The organism is Streptomyces sp. NPDC014991, from assembly GCF_043080665.1.
Taxonomy (GTDB): domain Bacteria; phylum Actinomycetota; class Actinomycetes; order Streptomycetales; family Streptomycetaceae; genus Streptomyces.
Genome location: NZ_JBIBVY010000001.1, coordinates 763,045 through 784,852, shown reverse-complemented (window position 1 = coordinate 784,852; position 21,808 = coordinate 763,045). Strand labels below are relative to the sequence as shown.

General features: G+C 75.0%; 19 protein-coding genes. 8 read left to right on the top strand and 11 right to left on the bottom strand.

Going from position 1 to position 21,808, the window contains the following annotated elements; all coding sequences use genetic code 11:
- Positions 1 to 21: 21 nt before the first annotated feature.
- The 5 genes from ACF1BE_RS03530 to ACF1BE_RS03510 form a co-directional block, all read right to left on the bottom strand.
- Positions 22 to 624, bottom strand: coding sequence for a hypothetical protein (locus ACF1BE_RS03530; RefSeq protein WP_392197408.1), 603 nt, complete (start codon positions 622 to 624; stop codon positions 22 to 24).
- A 5-nt stretch (positions 625 to 629) separates the two neighbouring features.
- Positions 630 to 1,943, bottom strand: a complete 1,314-nt coding sequence (locus ACF1BE_RS03525) for a hypothetical protein (RefSeq protein WP_392197293.1) — start codon at positions 1,941 to 1,943, stop codon at positions 630 to 632.
- A complete protein-coding gene (locus ACF1BE_RS03520; protein WP_392197407.1) occupies positions 1,940 to 2,695 on the bottom strand; it encodes an ABC transporter ATP-binding protein in 756 nt (251 codons plus the stop codon). Before ACF1BE_RS03520 ends, ACF1BE_RS03525 begins: the two co-directional genes overlap by 4 nt.
- Positions 2,696 to 2,839: 144 nt before the next feature.
- Positions 2,840 to 4,042, bottom strand: coding sequence for a zf-HC2 domain-containing protein (locus tag ACF1BE_RS03515; RefSeq protein ID WP_392197292.1), 1,203 nt, complete (start codon positions 4,040 to 4,042; stop codon positions 2,840 to 2,842).
- Positions 4,039 to 4,647 carry an RNA polymerase sigma factor gene (locus tag ACF1BE_RS03510; protein WP_392197291.1) on the bottom strand — a complete coding sequence of 203 codons (609 nt, stop codon included), beginning with the start codon at positions 4,645 to 4,647 and terminating at the stop codon, positions 4,039 to 4,041. The genes ACF1BE_RS03515 and ACF1BE_RS03510 overlap by 4 nt, the downstream gene beginning before the upstream one ends.
- 158 nt (positions 4,648 to 4,805) lie before the next feature.
- Between ACF1BE_RS03510 and ACF1BE_RS03505 the strand changes: the two genes are divergently transcribed.
- The 3 genes from ACF1BE_RS03505 to ACF1BE_RS03495 all read left to right on the top strand — a co-directional run bounded on the left by ACF1BE_RS03505 (position 4,806) and on the right by ACF1BE_RS03495 (position 7,598).
- Positions 4,806 to 5,048: a hypothetical protein gene (locus ACF1BE_RS03505; RefSeq protein WP_392197290.1), complete on the top strand. Its 243-nt coding sequence runs from the start codon at positions 4,806 to 4,808 to the stop codon at positions 5,046 to 5,048.
- Positions 5,049 to 7,142, top strand: coding sequence for a 4-alpha-glucanotransferase (gene malQ, locus ACF1BE_RS03500; protein WP_392197289.1), 2,094 nt, complete (start codon positions 5,049 to 5,051; stop codon positions 7,140 to 7,142).
- 168 nt (positions 7,143 to 7,310) lie between these two features.
- On the top strand, positions 7,311 to 7,598 hold the full coding sequence (locus ACF1BE_RS03495; RefSeq protein ID WP_392197288.1) for a hypothetical protein: 288 nt from the start codon (positions 7,311 to 7,313) through the stop codon (positions 7,596 to 7,598).
- Positions 7,599 to 7,706: 108 nt separating this feature from the next.
- On the opposite strand, the gene ACF1BE_RS03490 is transcribed toward ACF1BE_RS03495, so the two are convergent.
- On the bottom strand, positions 7,707 to 8,387 hold the full coding sequence (locus ACF1BE_RS03490; RefSeq protein WP_392197287.1) for a TetR family transcriptional regulator: 681 nt from the start codon (positions 8,385 to 8,387) through the stop codon (positions 7,707 to 7,709).
- Positions 8,388 to 8,542: 155 nt separating this feature from the next.
- Between ACF1BE_RS03490 and ACF1BE_RS03485 the strand changes: the two genes are divergently transcribed.
- Positions 8,543 to 10,057: an FAD-dependent monooxygenase gene (locus ACF1BE_RS03485; protein WP_392197286.1), complete on the top strand. Its 1,515-nt coding sequence runs from the start codon at positions 8,543 to 8,545 to the stop codon at positions 10,055 to 10,057.
- A 13-nt stretch (positions 10,058 to 10,070) separates the two neighbouring features.
- On the opposite strand, the gene ACF1BE_RS03480 is transcribed toward ACF1BE_RS03485, so the two are convergent.
- A complete protein-coding gene (locus ACF1BE_RS03480; RefSeq protein WP_392197285.1) occupies positions 10,071 to 10,571 on the bottom strand; it encodes a MarR family winged helix-turn-helix transcriptional regulator in 501 nt (166 codons plus the stop codon).
- Positions 10,572 to 10,710: 139 nt separating this feature from the next.
- Between ACF1BE_RS03480 and ACF1BE_RS03475 the strand changes: the two genes are divergently transcribed.
- A complete protein-coding gene (locus tag ACF1BE_RS03475; protein WP_392197284.1) occupies positions 10,711 to 11,652 on the top strand; it encodes an EamA family transporter in 942 nt (313 codons plus the stop codon).
- A gap of 77 nt (positions 11,653 to 11,729) precedes the next feature.
- On the opposite strand, the gene pepN is transcribed toward ACF1BE_RS03475, so the two are convergent.
- The 3 genes from pepN to ACF1BE_RS03460 form a co-directional block, all read right to left on the bottom strand.
- Positions 11,730 to 14,303 (bottom strand): aminopeptidase N, encoded by a 2,574-nt coding sequence (gene pepN / locus ACF1BE_RS03470; RefSeq protein ID WP_392197283.1) that lies wholly within the window; start codon positions 14,301 to 14,303, stop codon positions 11,730 to 11,732.
- A gap of 154 nt (positions 14,304 to 14,457) precedes the next feature.
- A complete protein-coding gene (locus ACF1BE_RS03465) occupies positions 14,458 to 14,715 on the bottom strand; it encodes a hypothetical protein (protein ID WP_392197282.1) in 258 nt (85 codons plus the stop codon).
- Between the two features lie 333 nt (positions 14,716 to 15,048).
- A complete protein-coding gene (locus tag ACF1BE_RS03460) occupies positions 15,049 to 16,068 on the bottom strand; it encodes an aspartate-semialdehyde dehydrogenase (RefSeq protein ID WP_392197281.1) in 1,020 nt (339 codons plus the stop codon).
- 331 nt (positions 16,069 to 16,399) lie between these two features.
- Here ACF1BE_RS03460 and ACF1BE_RS03455 point away from each other — a divergent pair, with 331 nt between their 5' ends.
- The 3 genes from ACF1BE_RS03455 to ACF1BE_RS03445 all read left to right on the top strand — a co-directional run bounded on the left by ACF1BE_RS03455 (position 16,400) and on the right by ACF1BE_RS03445 (position 18,221).
- Positions 16,400 to 16,948: an RNA polymerase sigma factor gene (locus ACF1BE_RS03455; RefSeq protein ID WP_392197406.1), complete on the top strand. Its 549-nt coding sequence runs from the start codon at positions 16,400 to 16,402 to the stop codon at positions 16,946 to 16,948.
- A gap of 1 nt (position 16,949) precedes the next feature.
- Complete coding sequence (locus tag ACF1BE_RS03450) at positions 16,950 to 17,933, top strand: hypothetical protein (protein ID WP_392197280.1); 984 nt, start codon at positions 16,950 to 16,952, stop codon at positions 17,931 to 17,933.
- Positions 17,934 to 18,032: 99 nt separating this feature from the next.
- Positions 18,033 to 18,221: a hypothetical protein gene (locus tag ACF1BE_RS03445; RefSeq protein WP_392197279.1), complete on the top strand. Its 189-nt coding sequence runs from the start codon at positions 18,033 to 18,035 to the stop codon at positions 18,219 to 18,221.
- Between the two features lie 227 nt (positions 18,222 to 18,448).
- Here the strand turns inward: ACF1BE_RS03445 and ACF1BE_RS03440 are convergent, their stop codons facing one another.
- Positions 18,449 to 21,748 carry a S8 family serine peptidase gene (locus ACF1BE_RS03440; protein ID WP_392197278.1) on the bottom strand — a complete coding sequence of 1,100 codons (3,300 nt, stop codon included), beginning with the start codon at positions 21,746 to 21,748 and terminating at the stop codon, positions 18,449 to 18,451.
- Positions 21,749 to 21,808 lie beyond the last annotated feature (60 nt).

Genomic DNA, 21,808 nt, shown 5'->3' with positions numbered 1-21,808 from the left:
AGGCCGGACCGGCCGGCGGTCTCAGCCGCGGGGCCCCTCGGGGCGGGCGCCCCGCACGGCGTACCCGGCCGCGCCCAGCGCGAACGCCGTCAGCGCCGCCGCCCACGCGCCCGGCTGCGCTCCCGGCTGCACCGGCCACGCCCACACCGTGGCCGCGCGGCCGTGCGCGCCGTGGGAGCCCAGGTACACCGCGGTGACGTAGCCGAACGCGGGCAGCCAGCTCACGCGGGCGCCCAGCAGGACGGCCGCCGCCGCGGTGACCCCCGCACAGCCCAGGGTGTTGCGCAGCACCGCCGGCGGCCCGAAGGTCTCCGCACGGCCGAGCACGGCCGGCATCACCAGCAGCGCGGCCAGCGCGGTCAGGGCCGCCAGCTGCGTCAGCCGGCGCGGCCACCACGGCCGTACGGCGGTGCGGTCCAGTTCGTCCGAGGCGCTGTACAGGCTCGCCCCGATCACCGCCGACGCCAGCAGCGGCGCCAGGGCGACGATCGGCACCCGGCGGCCGGGATCGAGGTAGGCGTCGAGCCGGCCGGCCGCCCACACCGCGAAGCCGGCCGTGGCGGCGAGCGCGGCCAGGGTCAGGGGGAGCGCCCGGGAGCGGGCGTAGAGCAGGGGACCGTGGATCGTCGTCACAGTGCGGGGATCTCCTTCGTACGGCAGGCCGCCCGGGCCGCGAAGTACGCCGACAGCCACTCGCGGCGCTTGTGCCCGTCCATCCCGGCCAGCCTGGCCCGGGCCTCTCGCAGCCGGGCGTCGTGGACGTCGGACCCGTCGAGGCGGTCCCGCACCGGGAGCGGCGCGAGGTAGTGCTCCACCGCGTCGTCCGCCGTCAGCGCCCGGCCGGACAGCTGCTCCTGCGGACAGTCGCCGCGCAGCGCCAGCGCGTCGACCGCCTCCCGCGCGTACCGCTCCGGATCGGTCAGCCGCCCCCGTACGGCCGACCAGCCGAGCGGCGTGACAGCCGGCAGCGCCGCCTCGCCGGTGCGCTGGGCACCTCCGTGGTCCGCCCAGCGCACCGGCAGGTTCCGCACGCCCGCCAGCTTGCCGGTGACCCCCGACAGGGCATCGCTGACCTGCGGAAGCATGCCGGCGTACCGGGCGTTCACGCACACCGCCGGAGTGCGGGAGGTGTCGCACACCTGGCGCCGGGTGAGCGGATCGGTGTGCCACAGGCCGTCCCCGCTCTGCGCGAGCAGCGTGCCCGCGGCCAGCGCGGCGGCCAGCGGCAGCAGGGCCACCGCCCGGCGCCGGGCCGCGTACCCCAGCGCCGCGGCACAGGCCAGGCCGCCCGTCCACACCGCCATCGCCCACGGCTGCCACCACACCGGCAGCTCCCCGACCCCGGCCAGGGCGGCGGGAGTCAGCGCGCGCCCCGCCGCCGAGCCGTCGGCCGCCACGACGCCCAGCCCCACGTACCCGGTCATCGCCAGCAGCGGAGCCGCCAGCCGCGTGGGCACGGCCCGCCCCACCACATGCCCGGCCAGCGCGCCCGCCGCGACGGCTGCCGTGTCCCCCGGCAGCAGGGTCAGCTGCGGCCGGTCACCCCGCACATAGGGCCAGGTGGCGAGGAGCGCCACGGCCACCGTGACCAGGTAGCCGGCGACCACCCAGAACGCGACGGGCAGGGCCGCGAGCAGCAGACGGGCGAGGGGCGTGCGTACGGCCGTCGTCCACAGTTCCTCGGTACGGCGCCGACGCTCCCGGCCGCCCTGCCAGCAGCCCGCCGCCGCGGCCAGCGGAACGGTGATCAGCAGGGCGGTGTGCGTCTCGACGGCGGTCTCCGACCAGCCGCCCTGCCAGCGGTCCGCCGTCCCGTACAGCACCGCCCCGCACGTCAGCAGCACCGCGGCTCCGGCCCACGGCGCGAACCCCCGCAGCCCCTCGGTCCGCAGCGGATGCGGCGCCCGCACGCGCGTCTCACGGGCAACGACCGGCGTCCTCACACCGCCTCCCGGGCGCCCGGAGCACGGTGCGCCCGCAGCGCCGCCGTGTACCCGCGCTCGATCGGGTGGTCGCCCGGCCCGCCGGACGCCTCACCGAGCAGGCTGAGCGCACGGGGCGTACCGCGGTAGGCGATCCGGCCCCCGTCCAGCAGGGTGACCCCCGTGCAGGCGGCGGCCACGTCCTCCACCAGGTGGGTGGAGACCACCACGGTCGCCGCCGTCCCCAGCTCGCGCAGCAGCTCCCGGAACTCCACCCGCTGCTCCGGGTCGAGACCGGCGGTCGGCTCGTCGAGCAGCAGCAGCGCGGGGTCGTTCACGATGGCCTGCGCGATCCCGACCCGGCGGACCATGCCGCCCGACAGCGTCCGGATCCTCGCGTCGGCACGGTCCCCGAGGCCCACCCGGGCCACGGCCCGCTCCACGGCCGCCGGTACCCGCGCGGCCGGTACCTCCTTCAGCCAGGCCATGTACGCCACGAACTCCCGTACGGTGAAGCCCGGGTAGTAGCCGAACTCCTGCGGCAGATAGCCGAGCCGGCGCCGCACCCCGGTCCGGCCGCGCCGGCCGGCGATGTCCTCACCGAGCAGTTCCACCCGGCCGGCGTCCGGCCGGGCCACCGTGGCCAGCACCCGGATCAGCGAGGTCTTCCCCGCCCCGTTCGGCCCGAGCAGCCCGTGCACACCGGTGCCGAGCGTCAGGTCGAGCGAGTCGAGGGCGAGGGTCTTGCGGTGCCGGACCCGCAGGCCGGTCACACGTAGCGAACTCACAGTCTCTCCAGGACAGGAACAGGACAGGAACAGGACAGGACAGGGCACGGCACCGCGACGGCCGGTGACCCCGGGAGTCGGGAACGGTCAGGAACGGGGAGAAGGGGGTGCCGCGAACAGCGGCACCCGTCACGGACGCAGCGGGCGGTCGTAGACCGGGCGGCGCGCCAGCAGCAGGACGGCGCTCAGCGCGGCCGCCGCCGCCCACCCGCTCTGCGCGGCGGCACCGTCCAGGCAGCGGGACAGCTGCCCGGCCAGCCGGGCGGTGGCCGCGCCGCCCGGCCCGGCCACCGCCGGTGACAGCACGGCGAACAGCCAGCCGCCCCCCGTCACCCCGGCCGCCGCCCGGCACCCGGTGAAGGAGGCCAGGGCCAGCGTGGCCAGCGCCAGCGCCAGCCCGGGCAACAGCCAGGCCACCGCGGCCGGGGCGCCCGAGGCGGGCAGCAGCAGCCCGGCCAGGGTGAGCGGTGGCAGGCTCACCGCGAGCACGGCGACCGTACGGGTGAGCGCCAGCCGCAGTCCGCCGCCCGGCGTGGCCGCGGCCACCTCGTGCAGCGGGTCGGCGTGCGGGCCGTAGGACAGGGCCACGCCGGCGACGGGCACGAGGGGGGCGACGGCCAGCAGCAGCGCCCGCGCCCCAGGGAACCCCGCCCCGTACGACAGGGCCAGCGCGGCGACGGCCACCCCCACCACGGCCGGCAACCACGCACCACGAACGGCGGGCCCGGCGGCCCACAACAGCCGCACGAACCGGGACGGCCCGGTCCGCCCGGAGGCCCGGCCGACCCACGGCAGCCACAGGGACCCGGACGGCCCGGTCCGCCCGGGAGCCTGGCCGGCCCCCGGCTCCCCTGGCACGGCCGTGTCCGGCACCGCAGCCGCTGTCCCCCTCCGCGCCGCCACGGCCGGCAGCCACCCCCCGCGCACGGCCGGTCCGGCGGCCCACAGCAGCCGCGGCAACCGGGACGGCAGTCGTGACGGCACGGGCGGCAAGGGCCGCCGGCCGGCCCGCGGTCCCGGTGCCGCGCCCGCCTCCCACGCCCGGGCCGGCTCCGGCACCCCCGGTCGTCCCCGCACCGGCGTCGGATCCGCCCGCGCCGGTTCCGGCGCGGCCGGCGCCCACGTCGGATCCAGCACCGCCGCTCGTACCTGGGCCAGCACCGCCCCCGCCGCCGTGCCGCGGACCGCGGCCGACACCCGGGACGCGCATTCCGCGCAGTTCTCCACGTGCTTCTCCAGGGACCATGCGTCCGCTTCCGGCAGCGTGCCCCCGGCGTAACGGGACACCAGGTCGTCGCAGGCGTGCCAGGGCCGCCTGTCGGGGTGCGTCATGCCGTGCCTCCCACCGGGGACGGGTTCAACCGGTCCAGGGTGTCCCGCAGTTCCGCGCGGGCGCGGCGGGCCCGGGACTTGACCGTGCCCTCCGGGATGCCGAGCAGCCGGGCCGCCTCACGGGTGCTCAGCCCGTCGACGACCGTCGCCCGCAGCACCTCGCGCAGCTCCGGGGAGATCCGGTCGAGCGCGGTGCCCACATCGCCGTACTCCAGCCCCGCCAGCACCCGGTCCTCGGCGGACGGCGCGGCGGCGGGCTCGTACCGGTCGGCGAACCCGGGCTCCGGCAGCGGTCCCGCGACCCGCGCGGCCCGCTCCTGCACCCGCCGCGCGTCGACCAGCCGGCGCGCGGCGATCGTCCACAGCCAGCCGCCGGCCTCCTGCCCGCGATGCCCGGCCGCCGACCGCCACACCGTGACGAACGTGTCCTGGAGCACCTCCCGCACCACCTCGGGATCGGCGCACCGCCGCGTCAGCCGCGCGTGCAGCCACCCGGCGTGCCGGTCGTACAGGGTGCCCATCGCCGCCGCGTCGCCGCGCGCGACCGCCCGCAGCAGGGCCGCGTCCCCGCCGCTCGCGTCGTCGTCCTCCCGCTGGCCCCCCATGGGGCGGAACAGTCTCACACCCCCTCTATCGGTCACCCGGCCGCAGCCGGATCACTCCGGCACCGGCCGGGCGCCGCGCGTGGCATCGGCGTCACGGGGTAGGCCTGCCGTGACCCGTCCGAAGCCGCAGCATCCGGCACACCGACAAGGAGGCCTCCGTGGCCGCACCGGCTCCCTCGATCCCGGCCCAGTACAAACCCGTGGCGGAGCCCTCCGCCGAGACCGACGCGGCATGGCTGTCCGTCTCCGGCTCCGAGACCGCGTACGCGCAGCCACCGCTGACCAGCGAGCCGCCGCTGCCCGACGCCGAACCCCTCACCAGCGAGCCCCCGCTCGCCGAGACCGTCACGCCGACCAGCGAGCCCGACCCGGTCCCGGCCTCCTACGCACCGGGGCTGTAGATGGCCGCGGCGCCCGACGAGCACCCCGCGCCCGACCTCGCCCGGCTCGCCGAGCTGCACGGGGTCGCCACCTCCTACCGCCCCGCCCCCGACCGCACCGTCCAGGTCCCCGCCTCCGCCGTCACCGCCGCGCTGGCCGCCCTCGGCGTCGACGCGGCCGGCCCGGACGCCGTACGCACCGCCCTCGCCGCGCGGGAACGCGAACTGCGCGAACGCCTGCTGCCCCCGACCGTGGTCCGGTGGGCCGGCACCGAACCGCCCGCCGCCCTCACCGCGCTGCCCCCCGGCACCCGGCTGCGCGTGCGGACCGAGGACGGGGAGGAACACGACGGCACCGCGGACCTGCCCCTCGGCGTGCACCACCTCACCGCCACCGCCCCCGACGGGCGGACCGGGACGGCCCACCTCGTCATCGCCCCCGACCGGCTGCCCGCCCCGCCCGGCCGCTCCCACGGCCTCCTCGTCCAGCTGTACTCCCTGCTCTCCCGCCGCTCCTGGGGCATGGGCGACCTCACCGACCTCGCCGAGCTGGCCGGCTGGGCGGGACGCACCGCCGGCGCCGGCTTCGTCCAGGTCAACCCGCTGCACGCGGCCGTACCCGGTGCCCCCACCGACCCCTCCCCGTACCGCCCCTCCTCCCGCCGCTTCCCCGACCCCGTCCACCTGCGCGTCGAGGACGTACCCGAGTTCGCCTACGTACGGGACCGCGACCGCCTGCACCCCCTGCTGGAGCGGGCCGAGCGGCTGCGCGCCGACGTCCTCGACAAGGGCGCCCTCATCGACCGGGACGCCGTGTGGGAACTGAAGCGGGAGGCGCTGGAGATCGTCCTCCAGGTCCCCCTCGCCCCCGGCCGGCAGGCCGCCTACGACGCCTTCCGCGCCGCCCACGGCCAGGCCCTCGACGACTACGCCACCTGGTACGCCCTCACCGAGGTCCACGGGCCCGACTGGCAGCGCTGGCCCGACGGCCTGCACGACCCCCGCTCGGAAGCCACCGCCCGCGCCCGCACCGGTCTCGCCGACCGCGTCGACTTCCACGCCCGCCTCGCCTGGCTCACCGACGGCCAGCTGCGCGCCGCCCAGCGCGTCGCCCGCGAGGCCGGCATGTCCGTCGGGATCGTGCACGACCTCGCCGTCGGCGTGCACCCCTCCGGCGCCGACGCCTGGGCCCAGCAGGACGTCTTCGCCGCCGGCATGTCCGTCGGCGCGCCACCGGACGCCTTCAACGCCCGCGGCCAGGACTGGGGCCTGCCCCCCTGGCGCCCCGACCGGCTCGCCGCCTGCGGCCACGCCCCCTACCGCGACCTGCTGCGCGCCCTCTTCCGCTACGCCGGCGCCCTGCGCATCGACCACGTCATGGGCCTGTTCCGGCTGTGGTGGATCCCCCAGGGCAGCCCGCCCACGGAGGGCACCTACATCCACTACGACTCCGACGCCATGCTCGCGATCCTCGCCCTGGAGGCCACCCGCGCCGGCGCCGTCGTGATCGGCGAGGACCTGGGCACCGTGGAACCCGGCGTGCGCGAGACGCTGGAGCGGCGCGGGGTCCTCGGCACCTCCGTGCTCTGGTTCGAACGGGACTGGGCGGGCGACGGCCGTCCCCTGCCCCCCGACCGCTGGCGCGCGGACTGCCTGGCCACCGCCACCACCCACGACCTGCCGCCCACCGCCGCCCGGCTCACCGGCGACCACGTCGACCTGCGCGACCGCCTGGGCCTGCTGACCCGGTCGGCCGCCGAGGAACGCGCGGAGGTCACCGCGGACACCGCGGAGTGGCTCGCCCTGCTCGGCAGCCTCGGCCTGCTGGACAGCCCGGCGGCCGGACCACCCGGCTCCGACGAGGAGGAGGAGATCCGCGCCGTCCACCGCTTCCTGCTGCGCACCCCCGCCCGCCTGATCGGCGTCTGGCTCCCGGACGGCATCGGCGACCGCCGCCCGCAGAACCTGCCCGGCACCTGGTACGAGTATCCGAACTGGCGCCTGCCGATCGCGGACTCCGAGGGCCGGCCGGTGCCCCTGGAGGAACTGGTGGCCTCCCCGCGGCTGCGGGGACTGCTCGGCGTACTGCGCGGGTCCGGCCCGTCCGCACGGTGAGCACGGGCGTACCGCGCGGGTCCGTCCCGCCCCGTGCGGGCGGAGCCGGCACACGGCCGCGGCGGAGCACCGGGGACGGCGGCCCCCGGGGCTCCGCCGAGCGGCCGCCCGGGCCGCTACCGGCACCCCGGGCGCGCACACTCCGCGGCCGTTCGCTAACTTGGCACCGTGGACAAGAACAACGCCCTGCGCGCCGGCGCCCTGGCCGCCGGTACGACGCTGATGATGCTGCTCATGTCGTCCCCCGCGTTCGCGCTGACCCGCGACGACGGTGACGACCCCGGCAAGGGCCTGAGCGTCATCGAGACGCTGGGCCTGTACGTCTTCGCCCCGCTGGTGCTGTTCGCGGTGATCGCCGGCCTGGTGATGCTGCTGGACAAGTCGCGGGCCAAGAAGGACACCACCTCGTCCAACATCGACATCAGGCCCGACGCCCAGGCCCAGGTCAAGGCCTGACCGGGTTCACCGGTCCTGTCCCCGACGGGCGCCCGTCCTCCCCGCCGGTACGCGCGCACGCCGTACCCGGGTGAGACCGGCGCCCCCGGCGTTTCCCGCCCGGCCCGGTCAGGGGTGCGGCGCGGTCAGATAGCGCTGCACCGTCGGCCCCAGCCACGCCACCAGCTCCTCGCGGGTGAGTGCCCGGGCCGGCGGCAGCCGCAGCACGTAACGCGTCAGGGCCAGACCGAGCAGCTGCGCGGCGCACAACGCGGCCCGCGCCGGGGCCTGCTCGGGATCGGGGCACACCTGCCGGGCCACGGGCAGCAGCTGCTCCGTGAAGATGCCCTGCATCCGCTCGGCCCCGGCCTGGTTGGTGACACCGACCCGCAGGACGGCCCTCAGCTCCTCGTTCTCCTCCCACAGGCCGAGGAAGTGGCCCACCAGCGCACGGCCCACCTCATCGCCCGGCACCCGCGCCAGGTCGGGCAGCCGCAGATCGAGCGTGACGGCCGCGGCGAACAGTCCTTCCTTGCTGCCGAAGTAGCGCATCACCATGGAAGGGTCGATCCGCGCGTCGGCGGCGACGGCCCGGATGGTGGCCCGCTCGTAGCCGTCGGCGGCGAAGCGCTCGCGGGCGGCGGCGAGGATGGCGGTACGGGTGGCGTCGGAGCGGCGCGGCGGCCGAGTGGCCGGCCGGTTCGGCTGCCGGCCCGGTTGCCGGCCCGGCTGCTGACCGGGCGGCTGGTCGGGCTGCTCGTTCGGCTGGGCGCCGGGTGCCGGCTGGTTCGGCTGGATGCTGGCCGTCATGTCCACGAGCGTAGGCCAACGCATGTAGGCCAACAAGTGTTGACCGGCACCGCGGGGCGTTCTACGCTTGCCTACAAGCGTTGACCAACGGGTGTTGGCAATGCAATGCGGGCACCAAGCGCTGGCCAACAGCCGTTCGCACCGAGGAGGCCACCATGACCGGCACCACGGGAACGACCACCACGGCAACCACCCCGGACACCACCACCCCGCGCATCCTCGTCGTCGGCGCCGGCCCCACCGGTCTCCTCCTCGCCGGTGACCTCGCCACCGCCGGCATCCCGGTCACCCTCCTGGAGAAGCGCCCCCACCGGATCAGCAACCTCTCCCGCGCCTTCGTCCTGCACGCCCGCACCCTCGAACAACTCGACGCCCGCGGCCTCGCCGACGAGCTGGAGGCCCTCGGGCAGCCCCTGGACCGGCTCGGCCTCTTCGGCCGGCTCACCATCGACCTCACCGGCCTGCCCTCCCGTTTCAACCACCTCCTCGTCCTGCCGCAGTACGAGGTGGAGAAGGTGCTGGAGCGGCGCGCGGTCGAGGCGGGTGCCGACATCCGCTACGAGACGGAGCTGACCGGCCTCACGCAGGACGCGGCCGGTGTGACGGTGCGGGCCCGCCGGACGGAAGGACGTGGGGAAGGGGAAGGGGAAGGGCGGACGGAGACCTTCCGGGCCGCGTACGTCGTCGGCGCCGACGGCATGCGCAGCGCCGTGCGGCAGGCGGTCGGACTGCCCTTCCCGGGCAGGTCGGTGATCCGCTCCGTCGTCCTCGCGGACGTCAGGCTCACCGAGCGGCCCCCGACGGTGCTCACCGCCAACGCCGTGGGCGACGCCTTCGCCTTCCTCGCGCCCTTCGGTGACGGCTACTACCGGGTGATCGGCTGGAACCGCGCCCGCGACGTCCCGGACGGCGAGCCGCTTGACCTGGAGGAGGTCAGGGAGACCGTCCGCCGCGCCCTCGGCCGGGACTTCGGCATGTACGACGCCCGCTGGATGTCCCGTTTCCACAGCGACGAGCGGCAGGCTCCGGCGTACCGGGCCGGGCGGGTCTTCCTCGCCGGGGACGCCGCGCACGTGCACACGCCGGCCGGCGGGCAGGGCATGAACACCGGGCTCCAGGACGCGGCGAACCTCGGCTGGAAGCTGGCGGCGGTCGCGGGCGGCCACGCCGGCCCCGGGCTGCTCGACAGCTACCAGGCGGAACGGCACCCCGTCGGCAGGGCGGTGCTGCGCAGCAGCGGCGGGATCGTCCGCCTCGCCATGGCCAGGCGCCCCTGGACGCTAGCGGCCCGCGCGGCCCTCACCGCGTTCCTCGGCACGGTCGGCCCGGTGCGGCGCAGGCTCGTCGGCCAGATCACCGGCATCGGCTACCGCTACCGAGCACCGCGCGGTGCCCACCCGCTCACCGGCGCCCGTGTCCCGGACGTCGCCCTCGCCGGCGGCGGCCGGCTCCACGAGGCGCTGCGCGGCGGCCGGTTCGTCCTGATCACGCCGGAACCGTACGAGGCGGGGGCCGGGCGCGCGGACCGGCTGACCGTGGCGCGATGGGCGAGCGGTCGTCGTACGACCGTGCTGGTGCGCCCCGACGGACACGCGGCCTGGGCCGCCGAGGCGGCCACCGCGGCGCAGACCGGGGCGGCCCTCGCCCGGCATCTCGGCCCCGTCGGCTGACGCCGGGCGGCGGTTATCCGGTCGTCGCGTCGAGCAGTGTCCGCAGCAGGCCGGCCAGGTGGCCGGCCTGCTCGGGGCTCAGGGCGGCCAGGGCGGCGTTCTCCTCCGCCAGGCCCGCGCCGACCGCCTCGTCGATCAGCCGCAGCCCCTCGTCGGTGAGGGTCACCTGAAGGCCGCGCCGGTCGTGCGGGTCGGGGGAGCGGCGCAGCAGGCCGGCCTGTTCCAGCTTGTCGAGGCGGCCGGTCATCCCGCCGGTGGTCAGCATGAGGGTGGAGGAGAGCTGGCGGGGCGAGAGGGTGTAGGGCTCGCCGGAGCGGCGCAGGGTGGCGAGGACGTCGAACTCGCCGCGGGAGATGCCGTACGGCTTGTACGCCCGCTCCATGCGGTCGCCCATCGCGCGCGAGAGCCGGAAGATCCGGCCGAACACCTCCATCGCCCGGGTGTCGAGGTCGGGCCGCACCCGCGCCCACTGCTCGGTGATCATGTCGACGGGGTCGGCCGGCTGTTGCTGCATGGGCGGAAGTATCGGTCCGCTCTCCGCTCGTCCGCAAGAAACTGGCCCACCAGAAAGACGCTTGACACTAAGTAGCTTATGACTAAGCTAAATGTCGTTGATCCGACCGGATCCGTCACCGCCTGGAAGGGGCCCTCCCATGGCCACCCGCCGCCCGGGAAGCAGCGCAGTCATCGCCGTCACCGCACTCGCGCCCATCTCCTGGGGCACGACCTACGCGGTCACCACCGAGTTCCTGCCGCCGGACCGCCCCCTGTTCACGGCGCTGATGCGGGCCCTGCCCGCCGGCCTCCTGCTGCTCGCCCTCACCCGGGTGCTGCCGCGCGGCACCTGGTGGGTCAAGGCGGCCGTGCTCGGGGCGCTCAACATCGGCGCCTTCTTCCCGCTGCTGTTCGTGGCGGCGTACCGGCTGCCCGGCGGGACGGCCGCGGTCGTCGGTTCCGCCGGACCGCTGTTCGTCGTCGGACTCTCCGCGCTGCTGCTCGGGCAGCGGCCGTCCCCGCGCACGCTGCTCACCGGGCTGGTGGCCGCGTTCGGCGTCAGCCTCGTCGTACTGCGGGGGGCCGGGGCGCTCGACCTCACCGGCGTCCTCGCGGCGGTCGCCTCCACGGGCTCCATGGCCGCCGGAACCGTCCTGACCAAGCGCTGGGGCCGCCCGGACGGCGTCGGCCCGCTGGCGCTCACCGGCTGGCAGCTCACCGCCGGCGGCCTGCTCGTCGCACCGGTCGCACTGCTGGCCGAGGGCGCCCCGCCCGCCCTCGACGCCCCCGCCGTCGGCGGCTACCTCTACCTCGCCCTCGCCAACACGGCCGTCGCCTACTGGCTCTGGTTCCGCGGCATCGGCCGGCTCACCGCCACCCAGGCCGGCTTCCTCGGCCCACTGTCCCCGCTGACCGCGGCGGTCGTCGGCTGGGCGGCCCTCGGCCAGGCGCTCACACCGGTACAGATCGCGGGCATGGCGCTGGCGTCCGGAGCGACCCTGGCCGGGCAGTTCGGCGACCGCCGACGGCAGCCCACACTCTCCGAGCCCGGCAACCGGGAGGACGCGCCGCCTCTCTCGCTCTCGGCCCCGAGGCGGTAAGGACGACCGGGGAGCCCCGGCCCGGTGGGGGCCGGGGCGCACGGGCGCCCGGCGTCGTGCCGGGCGCCCTCGGGGTGTTACTCGGCTGCCGTCGCGTCGGCCGCCTGGGCCCGCAGGGCGCGCTCGACGCCCGAGCGGGCCTCCGAGACGAGGCGGCGCAGGGCCGCGTTCGGCTCGGCGTCGGCCAGCCAGGTGTCCGTCCGGGCCAGGGTCTCCTCGGAGACCTGGACCGACGGGTACAGGCCGATCGCGATCTGCTGGGCGATCTCGTGCGAACGGGAGTCCCAGACGTCCTTGACGACCTCGAAGTACGTGTCCGCGTACGGCGCGAGCAGCTCGCGCTGGTCGGTCTGGACGAAACCGCCGATCACGGCCTCCTGCACGGCGTTCGGGAGCTTGTCGGAGTCGATGACCGACGCCCACGCCTCCGCCTTGGCCTCGGCGGTGGGCCGGGCCGCGCGGGCGGTGGCCGCGTGGCGCTCGCCGGCCGCCGTCCTGTCCCGCTCGTACTCGGCCGCGATCTCCGCCTCGTCGTACCGGCCGACGGCCGCGAGCCGCTGGACGAACGCCCAGCGCAGCTCGGTGTCCACGGCCAGGCCCTGCACCGTCTGCGTGCCGTCCAGCAGCGCCTCCAGCAGGTCCAGCTGCTCCGGGGTGCGCGCGGTCGCCGCGAACGCCCGCGCCCAGGCCAGCTGGTGGTCGCTGCCCGGCTCGGCCGCGCGCAGATGCGCCAGCGTGGCGTCGGTCCAGCGGGACAGCAGGGTTTCGCGGGCGGCCGGGGCGGCGTACAGGTCGATGGCCAGCTTGACCTGGCGGTGCAGCGACTGCACCACGCCGATGTCGGACTCCTTGCCGATGCCGGACAGCACGAGGGCGAGGTAGTCACGGGCGGCCAGCTCGGCGTCCCGCGTCATGTCCCAGGCCGACGCCCAGCACAGGGCGCGCGGCAGGGACTCCGCGAAGTCGCCGAGGTGCTCGGTGACCGTCCTCAGCGACTCCTCGTCCAGGCGGACCTTGGCGTAGGACAGGTCGTCGTCGTTGAGCAGGACGACCGCCGGACGGCGCCGGCCGGAGAGCTGCGGTACGTCGGTCAGCTCCCCGTCGACGTCCAGCTCGATCCGCTCGGTGCGCACCAGCTTGCCGGAGTCGTCGAGGTCGTACAGGCCGACCGCGATGCGGTGCGGGCGCAGTGTCGGCTCGCCCTTGGCGCCGGCCGGGAGCGCCGGGGCCTCCTGGCGGACGGCGAAGGAGGTGACGACCCCGTCGGCGCCGGTGGTGACCTCGGGCCGCAGGATGTTGATGCCGGCCGTCTCCAGCCACTTCCTCGACCAGGTCTTCAGGTCGCGGCCGGAGGTCTCCTCCAGGGCGCCCAGCAGGTCGGACAGGCGGGTGTTGCCGAAGGCGTGCCGCTGGAAGTAGGCCTGCACGCCCTTGAAGAACTCGTCCTCGCCGACGTAGGCGACGAGCTGCTTGAGCACGCTCGCGCCCTTGGCGTACGTGATGCCGTCGAAGTTGACGAGGACGTCGTCCAGGTCGCGGATGTCCGCCATGATCGGGTGCGTGGACGGCAACTGGTCCTGCCGGTAGGCCCAGGTCTTCATCGAGTTGGCGAACGTGGTCCACGAGTGCGGCCACCGCGAGCCGGGCGCGGCGGCCTGGCAGGCGATGGAGGTGTAGGTGGCGAACGACTCGTTCAGCCACAGGTCGTTCCACCACTCCATGGTGACCAGGTCGCCGAACCACATGTGCGCCAGCTCGTGCAGGATCGTCTCCGCGCGCACCTCGTACGCCGCGTCGGTCACCTTGGAGCGGAAGACGTACTGGTCGCGGATGGTCACCGCGCCGGCGTTCTCCATGGCGCCCGCGTTGAACTCGGGCACGAACAGCTGGTCGTACTTCGCGAACGGGTACGCGTAGTCGAACTTCTCCTGGAACCAGTCGAAGCCCTGCCGGGTGACCTCGAAGATCGCGTCCGCGTCGAGGAACTCGGCGAGCGAGGGCCGGCAGTAGATGCCGAGCGGCACGCTGCGCCCGTCCTTCTCGTACACGCTGTGCACGGAGTGGTACGGGCCGGCGATCAGCGCGGTGATGTACGTCGAGATCCGCGGGGTCGGCTCGAAGACCCAGACGTTGTCGGCCGGTTCCGGCGTCGGCGAGTTGGAGATGACCGTCCAGCCGGCGGGCGCCTTCACGGTGAACTGGAAGGTGGCCTTCAGGTCCGGCTGCTCGAACGAGGCGAACACCCGGCGGGCGTCCGGCACCTCGAACTGGGTGTAGAGATAGGCCTGGTCGTCCACGGGGTCGACGAAGCGGTGCAGACCCTCGCCGGTGTTGGTGTAGGCGCAGTCCGCGACCACCCGCAGGACGTTGCGCCCCTCCAGCAGTTCCGGCAGCGCGATCCGCGAGTCGCCGAAGACCTCGGCGGGGTCCAGGTGGTCGCCGTTGAGGACCACCTCGTGGACGGCCGGCGCCACCAGGTCGACGAACGACGCGGCACCGCCGCGGGCCACGTCGAAGCGCACCGTGGTCACGGACCGGTAGGTACCGCCCTCCTGCGCGCCGGAGAGGTCGAGATCGATCTCGTACGAGTCAACGTTGAGCAGCTCGGCCCGCTGCTGCGCCTCTTCGCGAGTCAGGTTTGTGCCAGGCACGCGGTCATCTCCTCGTTATGGGTAGGTTGCGCCATCCTTCCATGGGACCCACACACGACGCGATGTCCGCGCCGCGCCGGCCGTCGGCGGCCCCGCGGGCCGCGGCACGCCCGAGCCGGACGGGTACGGGACCCGCCCGGCTCACGGCCCGCGTTCAGCTCAGCACGATCACCACGACACCGCCGCCGCCGACGACACCGCTGGGGAAGAAGTTCCCGTATCCGCCACGGTTGCCGAAGTCGTCGCAGTTGTCGTACCAGCCGTTGCCGCGATCGAAGCAGCCATGGTTGGTGGGCACGTGGTCCGGGGCGGCTGCCGAGGCCGTGCCCGCCGCGCCGATCGCGGCGCCGCCGGCCAGGAGAACGGCGACCGCGGATCCCGCGAACAGTCGCCTCGCGCGTAGTGGTTTCATGGGCCTGCCTTCCTTCCACGTCCCCGTCGGGTTCTGCCGTTACGGGGGCGATGGCCGCGGCCGTGGTGCGTGCGCGCGCACGCCGCGGTCGTAGGTGTCGCCGCGGGGGACGGGAAGCGCGGCCTGCGCCGCTCGGGCGGCCCGCCCCGGTGGACAGGGCACTCGCCGGCGGTGGGCGCAGCCCCGGTCGCGGCCCTTTTCCCTCACGCTAGCCGCCCGCCGGGGACTCAGCATCTCGGGCGGCGACGGCCCCGGGGCGGTGCGGGGACATGCGGAAGGGGCGGCCGTTCTTCGGCCGCCCCTTCCGTACGATCCGCGCGGTACGGACGCGGGTTACCGGCCCGACAGCTCCGCCGCCACCAGCTCCGCGATCTGCACCGCGTTCAGCGCGGCGCCCTTGCGCAGGTTGTCGTTGGAGATGAACAGGGCGAGGCCGTTGTCCACCGTCTCGTCGCGGCGGATACGGCCGACGTACGACGGGTCCTGGCCCGCCGCCTGGAGCGGGGTCGGGATGTCGGAGAGGGCGACACCCGGGGCCTTCGCGAGCAGCTCGGTCGCGCGCTCGGGACTGACCGGGCGGGCGAAACGCGCGTTGACCTGGAGGGAGTGACCGGAGAAGACCGGAACGCGCACGCAGGTGCCGGAGACCTTCAGCCCGGGGATCTCCAGGATCTTGCGGGACTCGTTGCGCAGCTTCTGCTCCTCGTCGGTCTCGTTCGAACCGTCGTCCACGATGTTGCCCGCGAGGGGGAGCACGTTGAAGGCGATGGTGCGCTTGTAGACCTGCGGCTCGGGGAAGTCGACCGCCGCGCCGTCATGGGTGAGCTTGTCCGCCTCGGCCGCCACCTTCTGCACCTGACCGTGCAGCTCCGCGACGCCCGCGAGACCCGAGCCGGACACCGCCTGGTAGGTGGCGACGACCAGTGCCTCCAGGCCGGCCTCCTCGTGCAGCACCTTCAGCGCCGGCATCGCGGCCATGGTGGTGCAGTTCGGGTTGGCGATGATGCCCTTGGGGCGGTCGGCGATCGCGTGCGGGTTCACCTCGGACACCACCAGCGGCACCTCGGGGTCCATGCGCCAGGCGGAGGAGTTGTCGATCACGACGGCGCCCTGGGAGGCGACCTTCCCGGCCAGCGCCCTGGAGGTCGCGCCGCCCGCGGAGAACAGCACGATGTCCAGGCCGGTGTAGTCGGCGCTCGCCGCGTCCTCCACCGTCACGCCGTCCAGCACGGTCCCGGCCGAACGGGCCGAGGCGAACAGGCGCAGCTCCGTGACCGGGAAGTCGCGCTCCGTGAGGATCCTGCGCATGACCGTGCCGACCTGACCGGTGGCTCCGACGATTCCGACCCTCACAGCGACTCCCTCTTACGTGTCTCTTGCCCGACCGGGGCTTTTCCATCATGCGGCGAACCCCGGCCCACCTGTCCAGTTCTTTGCCGCGCGTGCCCGAGGAGTGGGACACGATTCACCGGCACACAGTTCCGTACATCCGCCTCACAACCCCGCTGAGCTGGAGATATTCCTTCTTCGAAGGGTCCGCGCCGCAAGCTGTGCTGTCCGGCCCCTGCCCGTCGGGGCTCCGGCCATACGAGGGTGTGACGTACGCCTCCGGACCCGTGCGGCGCCGGTCGAACGTTCCGGCCCGCCGCCGCGTCGTAGGGGCAGACGCGTGAGGGGGTGGCTTGTGCTGCGCGGAAGGGCGCACCGCGACCAGGGGGCGTACGCCGAGGGTACGGACCGTACCGTCGGCGATCCCCTGGACGCGGCCCAGGAACGCCGGGTGCGGGCGGTGCTCGCGCTCGGCGGCGTGCCGCAGTCGGACCTGCCGGACGGGGTGCAGCAGGTCCGGCTGCGGCTGCTGGAGCGGGCCGCGAGCGGCCGTGAGGCACCGCGGGACGTGTCGGCGTGGGCGGCGGTCGTCGCCTCCAACCTGGCCATGGACTGGCACCGGGCCAAACGGCGCCGGGAACGGCTGGGGGAGCGGCTCGCCGCGCTGCACGAGCCCGTGCACCCCTCCGGCGAGGAGACCAGCCTGCTCTCCCTCGCCGTCGCCCGCGGCCTGGACGAACTGCCCGCCGCCCAGCGGCAGGTGGTCGTCCTGCGCTTCTTCGCCGACCTGCCCGTGCGGGACATCGCCGGGGAGCTGGGCATACCGGAGGGCACGGTCAAGAGCAGGCTGCACACGGCGGTCCGCGCGCTGCGCGACCGGCTGCACGAGGACGAGGTGGTGTGACGTGACCGCCGAACACGAGGGCGCGGACGGCGCGCGGCGCGCGCGGGGCGCGGAGGGCGCCGGGGAGTACGGCGGCATGGACGCCCTCATGGCCGCGATCACCGGCGACCCCCTCCCGGAGGAGGCCCACCGGGACACCGCCTTCCACACCGGCCACCGCGCGGCCGAGGCCGACGTGGCGCTCCTGCGCGACCAACTCCACTGGCTGGCCGAGGCACTCACGGGGGAACGGGCGAGCGGGGACGCGCGGGCGTGGGGTCCGGCGGCCGGGGAAGCGGGGGCCGGCCCTGCGGTGGCCGGGGACGGCGGGGTTCGGTCCGCGGGCACCGGGGACGCGGGGGCCGGTCAGCCGGCGGCCGGGGGTGCGGAGCGGCGGAGGGCGGGGAGCCCGGGAGCCGGGGGCGCCGGAGGGGCCGTGGCGGGTGCGGGCGTCGCTCGCCGTGGCCGGGGTCGTACCCGGCCCCCGGGGCGGCCGTCCGGGTCGCGGCGGGCCCTGCGGATCGCGCTCGGTTCGCTCGCGGGGGCCGCGGCCTTCTCCCTCGTTCTCGGCTTCGGCTGGCTGGTGACGCGGGCCGGCGGCGGCGCGGACGACAGCGGGGCCTCGTCCAGGAGCGCCGCCGACTCCGCGGGCAAGGGGGCTCGGGCCGGCGGGCGCCCCGCGGACCCGGAACGCGAGCTGGCCTGTTCCCGGCTGGTGGTGGAGGGCACCGTGACGAAGGTGCGGCGGCTGCCGGACTCCATGACCGGCCGGATCACGCTGACCGTGCTCCGCTCGTACAAGCCCGCGCACGGCCCGGCCGAGGTCGGATTCCTGCTGGACGGCGGCACGCAGCCGGCGCCGCGCACGGGAGAGCACGTCCTCGTCCGGGTCGGCCGGGGCGAGGAGGAGGCGAGCGTGTGGGCCGTCGGCGACGCCGAGGTGGCCGCCGCCCGCGCCTGGATCACCGACGCCCTGCCCGGGTCCCGGCACACATCCTGCCCGTGACCCGGCACGGCGACGGCGGACACGAACGTTGCGTGCCGCCCCCGCGTCCCGTGACCGGTCCCGCGCACAGGGACCGCGGGCCGCGAGGGCCGGCACGTCATGACGTCACGGCGGACGCGGGGAGCCGCGGGGCGGGGTGCCGTGCGCCGGCGGTGCCGGCGGGCGGCCGTCCTTGCGGCGGTGGTGCTGCTGGGCGGCGCCGCGGGCACGGAGTCCGCCCTGTCCGAGCAGGGGCACGCCGACGTGGACCACGGTGAGCCGGGAGGCCGGGCACCGGAGGGCCGGTGACCCGCGCGGCGCCGAGCCCGGGGCCGGGGGCCGGCGGAGGCCATGGACGATGCCGGCCGGCCGACGGCCACGGGCGGCCGGCCACCGGCCACGGGTCGCGGATGACGACACGCGCCCGGGGCGAGCCCGGCACCGGTACCGGCGAGGACCCGGAGCCGGGCCGGCCGGAAGGCGAAGAAGAAGGGCGGGCGTCCGTCAGGACGCCCGCCCCCGCTTCCGTCACCCCGTTACGGCGTGACCTTGCCGATCTTCACGCTGCCGGTGCCCGCGACCGTGCCGCGCGCGTTGACCAGCTGCACCCGGCCGAAGAACTCCCGGCCGGCCGGGGCCTCGGTGGCGGCCGTGACCTGGCCGGTCACCGTCGCGGAGTCGCCCGTGCCGAGCTTGACCGGTGCCGAGCCGTCGACCGTGACGGAGCCGAGCGCGGTGGAGAAGAACACGTCCCGGTAGTCGTAGCCGGTCGAGCCGGACGGGACGGAATAGCCCACGACCTGGACGGTGTAGGTGCCGGCGGCCGGGGACGGCACGGAGACCGCCTCCTCCGAGTCGCCGTCGGCGGACTTGCCGACCTCCTTGCCGGAGGAGTCGTACACCATCAGGTCGAGGTCGGCCGCGGCGTCCGAGACGCCGCCGATGGCGACGTCGAGCGAGGTCGCGCCGGCGGGGACGTCGACCGTGGTGGTCTGCGTCTCGCCTTCCTTGACGGCCGGGCGGGCCGTCTTGGCGGAGCCGAGGGGGCCGCCGGTGAGCTTGCCGTCCAGCGCCGCGTAGGTGTTGGTGACCTTCCAGGAGGCGGCGACCGGCGTGCCGGCCTCGGCCTCGGGGACGGTCACGGTCTCGGGGTCGAAGGCGGCGCCGAGGACGGAGACGTCCAGCCGGTAGGGGTTGTCGAGCAGCGGCGAGGTGCGCCGGGCCTCGACCTCGACCTCCCAGACGCCGGGCTGCGGGTCGGCGTACGAGCGCACGTCCGGCTTGCAGCCGTTGCCGTCCAGGTAGTTGTTGTAGCAGTACGGGGTGCCGGTGTTGTCCGACGGGACGCCGTAGGGGTGGATGGCGACGAACCGGGTCTGGCTCCTGTCCTTCAGCCCGCCGATCGCGACCTCCAGCGACTTCGCGCCCTCGGGCACGGTCAGGAAGTAGGACCGGGTGCTGTTGCGCTGCACCGAGTCCGACGCCGAGAAGGCGTAGTGGACCGGGTCGGCGACTACGACCGTGGCGAGGACCTGCTTGTCGATGCCCTCGGTCCGCGGGTCGTCGACCTCCAGGATCGCGCTCTTGGTGCCCGCCGACGCCGGCGCCGCCTGGACCCTGACGGTCACCGGCTGGTTCAGCGGAAGCCGCACCACGTCGTCGCCGACGATCCGGAAGGTGTGGCCGGCGTTGTTCTCGAAGTGCAGCTCGTGCCGGACGGCCTGGTCCGGGCCGGAGGTGCGGGTGATCGTGAGGTCGTACGTCTTCTTCTGCCCGGCCTTCAGGCCGCCCTCGCGGTCGTACAGGCCGGTGCCGTAGCCCGGGGTCTTCAGGGCGCCGTCGATCGCGGTGTCGACCGGGGCCTTGACGGTGTAGTCGTGGGCGGAGGCGCCGTCCTTGACCGACTCCCACGCGTCCACGACGTTGATGAGGCCCGCACCCTCCTCGTAGGCCTGCACCCCCTTGATGTGGTCGGCGGTCGAGGTCAGTGCCGTGCGCAGCGCGGCGGGCGTCAGGTCGATGCCCTTCTGCTTCGCGGCCGACAGCAGCAGCGCGGAGGCGCCGGCGGCCTGCGGGGAGGCCATCGAGGTGCCCTGGAGCATGGAGTAGCCGGCCGGCAGCGCGTAGCCCGCCTCGGCGACCGGGGAGCCCGGCAGCCAGGTCTGGGTGGTGTTGATCGCGGCGCCGGGTGCGCTCAGGGTCGGGGTGAAGCCGCCGTCCTCACGCGGGCCGCGCGAGGAGAAGGGCATCATCGCGTACCTGGTCTCCACGGTGGAGCCGTAGTTGGCGGCCCAGGTCTGCCTGGAGATGGCCGCGCCGACCGAGATGACCTTGTCGGCCAGGCCGGGGTCGCCGATGGTGTTGGCGCCGGGGCCGGAGTTGCCGGCGGAGATCACCAGCTGGACGCCGTAGGTGTCGATGAGCCGGGTGTACAGCTCGGCGCGCGCGTTGTTGCCGTCGTTCAGCGCGGGCAGGCCGCCGATCGACATGTTGACGATGTCGACGCCCCGCTTGGTGACGAGGTCGATCATGCCCTCGGTGAGAGCGACGTTGGTGCAGCCGCCGGTCCAGGTGCAGGCCCGGGAGGAGACGAGCTCGGCGCCGGGGGCCGCGCCGTTCATCTTCCCGCCGAACAGGCCGTGGGCGGCGGTGATGCCGGCGACGTGGGTGCCGTGCTCGGACTCGATGACGCCGATGTTGACGTAGTCGGCCGTCGCGCCGGAGGAGTTGTAGACGACGTCCTTGCGGGTCTCGACCACGAACGGGACCCGTTCGGCGACGTCCGTCGACGGGTCGTCGGTACCGAAGTAGCCGACCTGGTAACCGTCCTTGTACGGCTTCATCGGCGTGTCGTCGGTGAAGTCCAGGTTGTCGTTCGTGTCGACGCGGACCGTGCCGGCGGCCGGGTCGTACAGCACGCCCCAGGCGTCGGTGGTGTCGCCGTCGCGGTTGAGGTCGCCCTTCTCGTCGCCGCCGGCGGTGGCGGACTCGTACATGTAGTTGAACTTGTACGAGCCTTCGGGCGCCGTGAACTTCTCGGTGCCCTGCGTGGCGGTGGTGAGGGAGAAGGACGGTCCGGAGACGGCGGTGGTCATCCGCCGCCAGGTGCCGTCGCCGTCGGTGACCGGGTCGGTCGCGGTCACCCAGTCGACGATCTTCCGCTCGCCGGTGGTGGTCTTCTGGAGTGCCGGGTGGCCCAGGTCGATGCCGGAGTCGAGGATGCCGATGGTGATGCCGCGGCCGTCGGCCTTCGGGTGGTCCGCGACGAAGTCGACGGCACCGGTCTCGAAGGACGGGTTGTACGGGTTCTCCGCCGGGGTCCTGCGGTCCGGGCCCGGGTAAGCGGTCCTGCCGGCCGGGGACTTGGCACCCTGGGGTGACGGGTCGTCGAGCGGGATCTCCTGCTTGAGGTCGATGGCCCGCACGGAGGACAGCTTCGCGGCGGCGGCGATGGCCGCGTCGGCCCGGCCCGTCGGGACGGTGGCGCGGACGTAGCCGAGCTTGTCGTCGGTACGGCCCACCAGGCCGCCCTCGACCGCGTCCAGCTCCCCGGCGACCTGCTCGGTCTTCCCGGGCGAGGTCGCGATCATCATGGTGACGGTCTTGTCGCCGTCGGCCTTGGCGTCGGCGAGCAGGCCGGCGTCGTCCGGGCCGAGCTTGTCGTCGGCGGACTTGACGCCGGGGCCGGCGGTGGCCGGGGCGGGTGGCGTGTCCGCGGCGAGGGCCAGCGGTACCGGTCCGGCCGCGGAGAGGGCGGCCACGACACCCACGGCTATGGCCATGCGGGTCAGGCGTCTCGGGCCGGGTATCGGATCACGCTCGGGCGTGTGGGTCATCGGCATCCCTCAGGTGAAGAAACGAGCGGACGAGAGCGCTCAGCTTCACGCAAGGGCCAG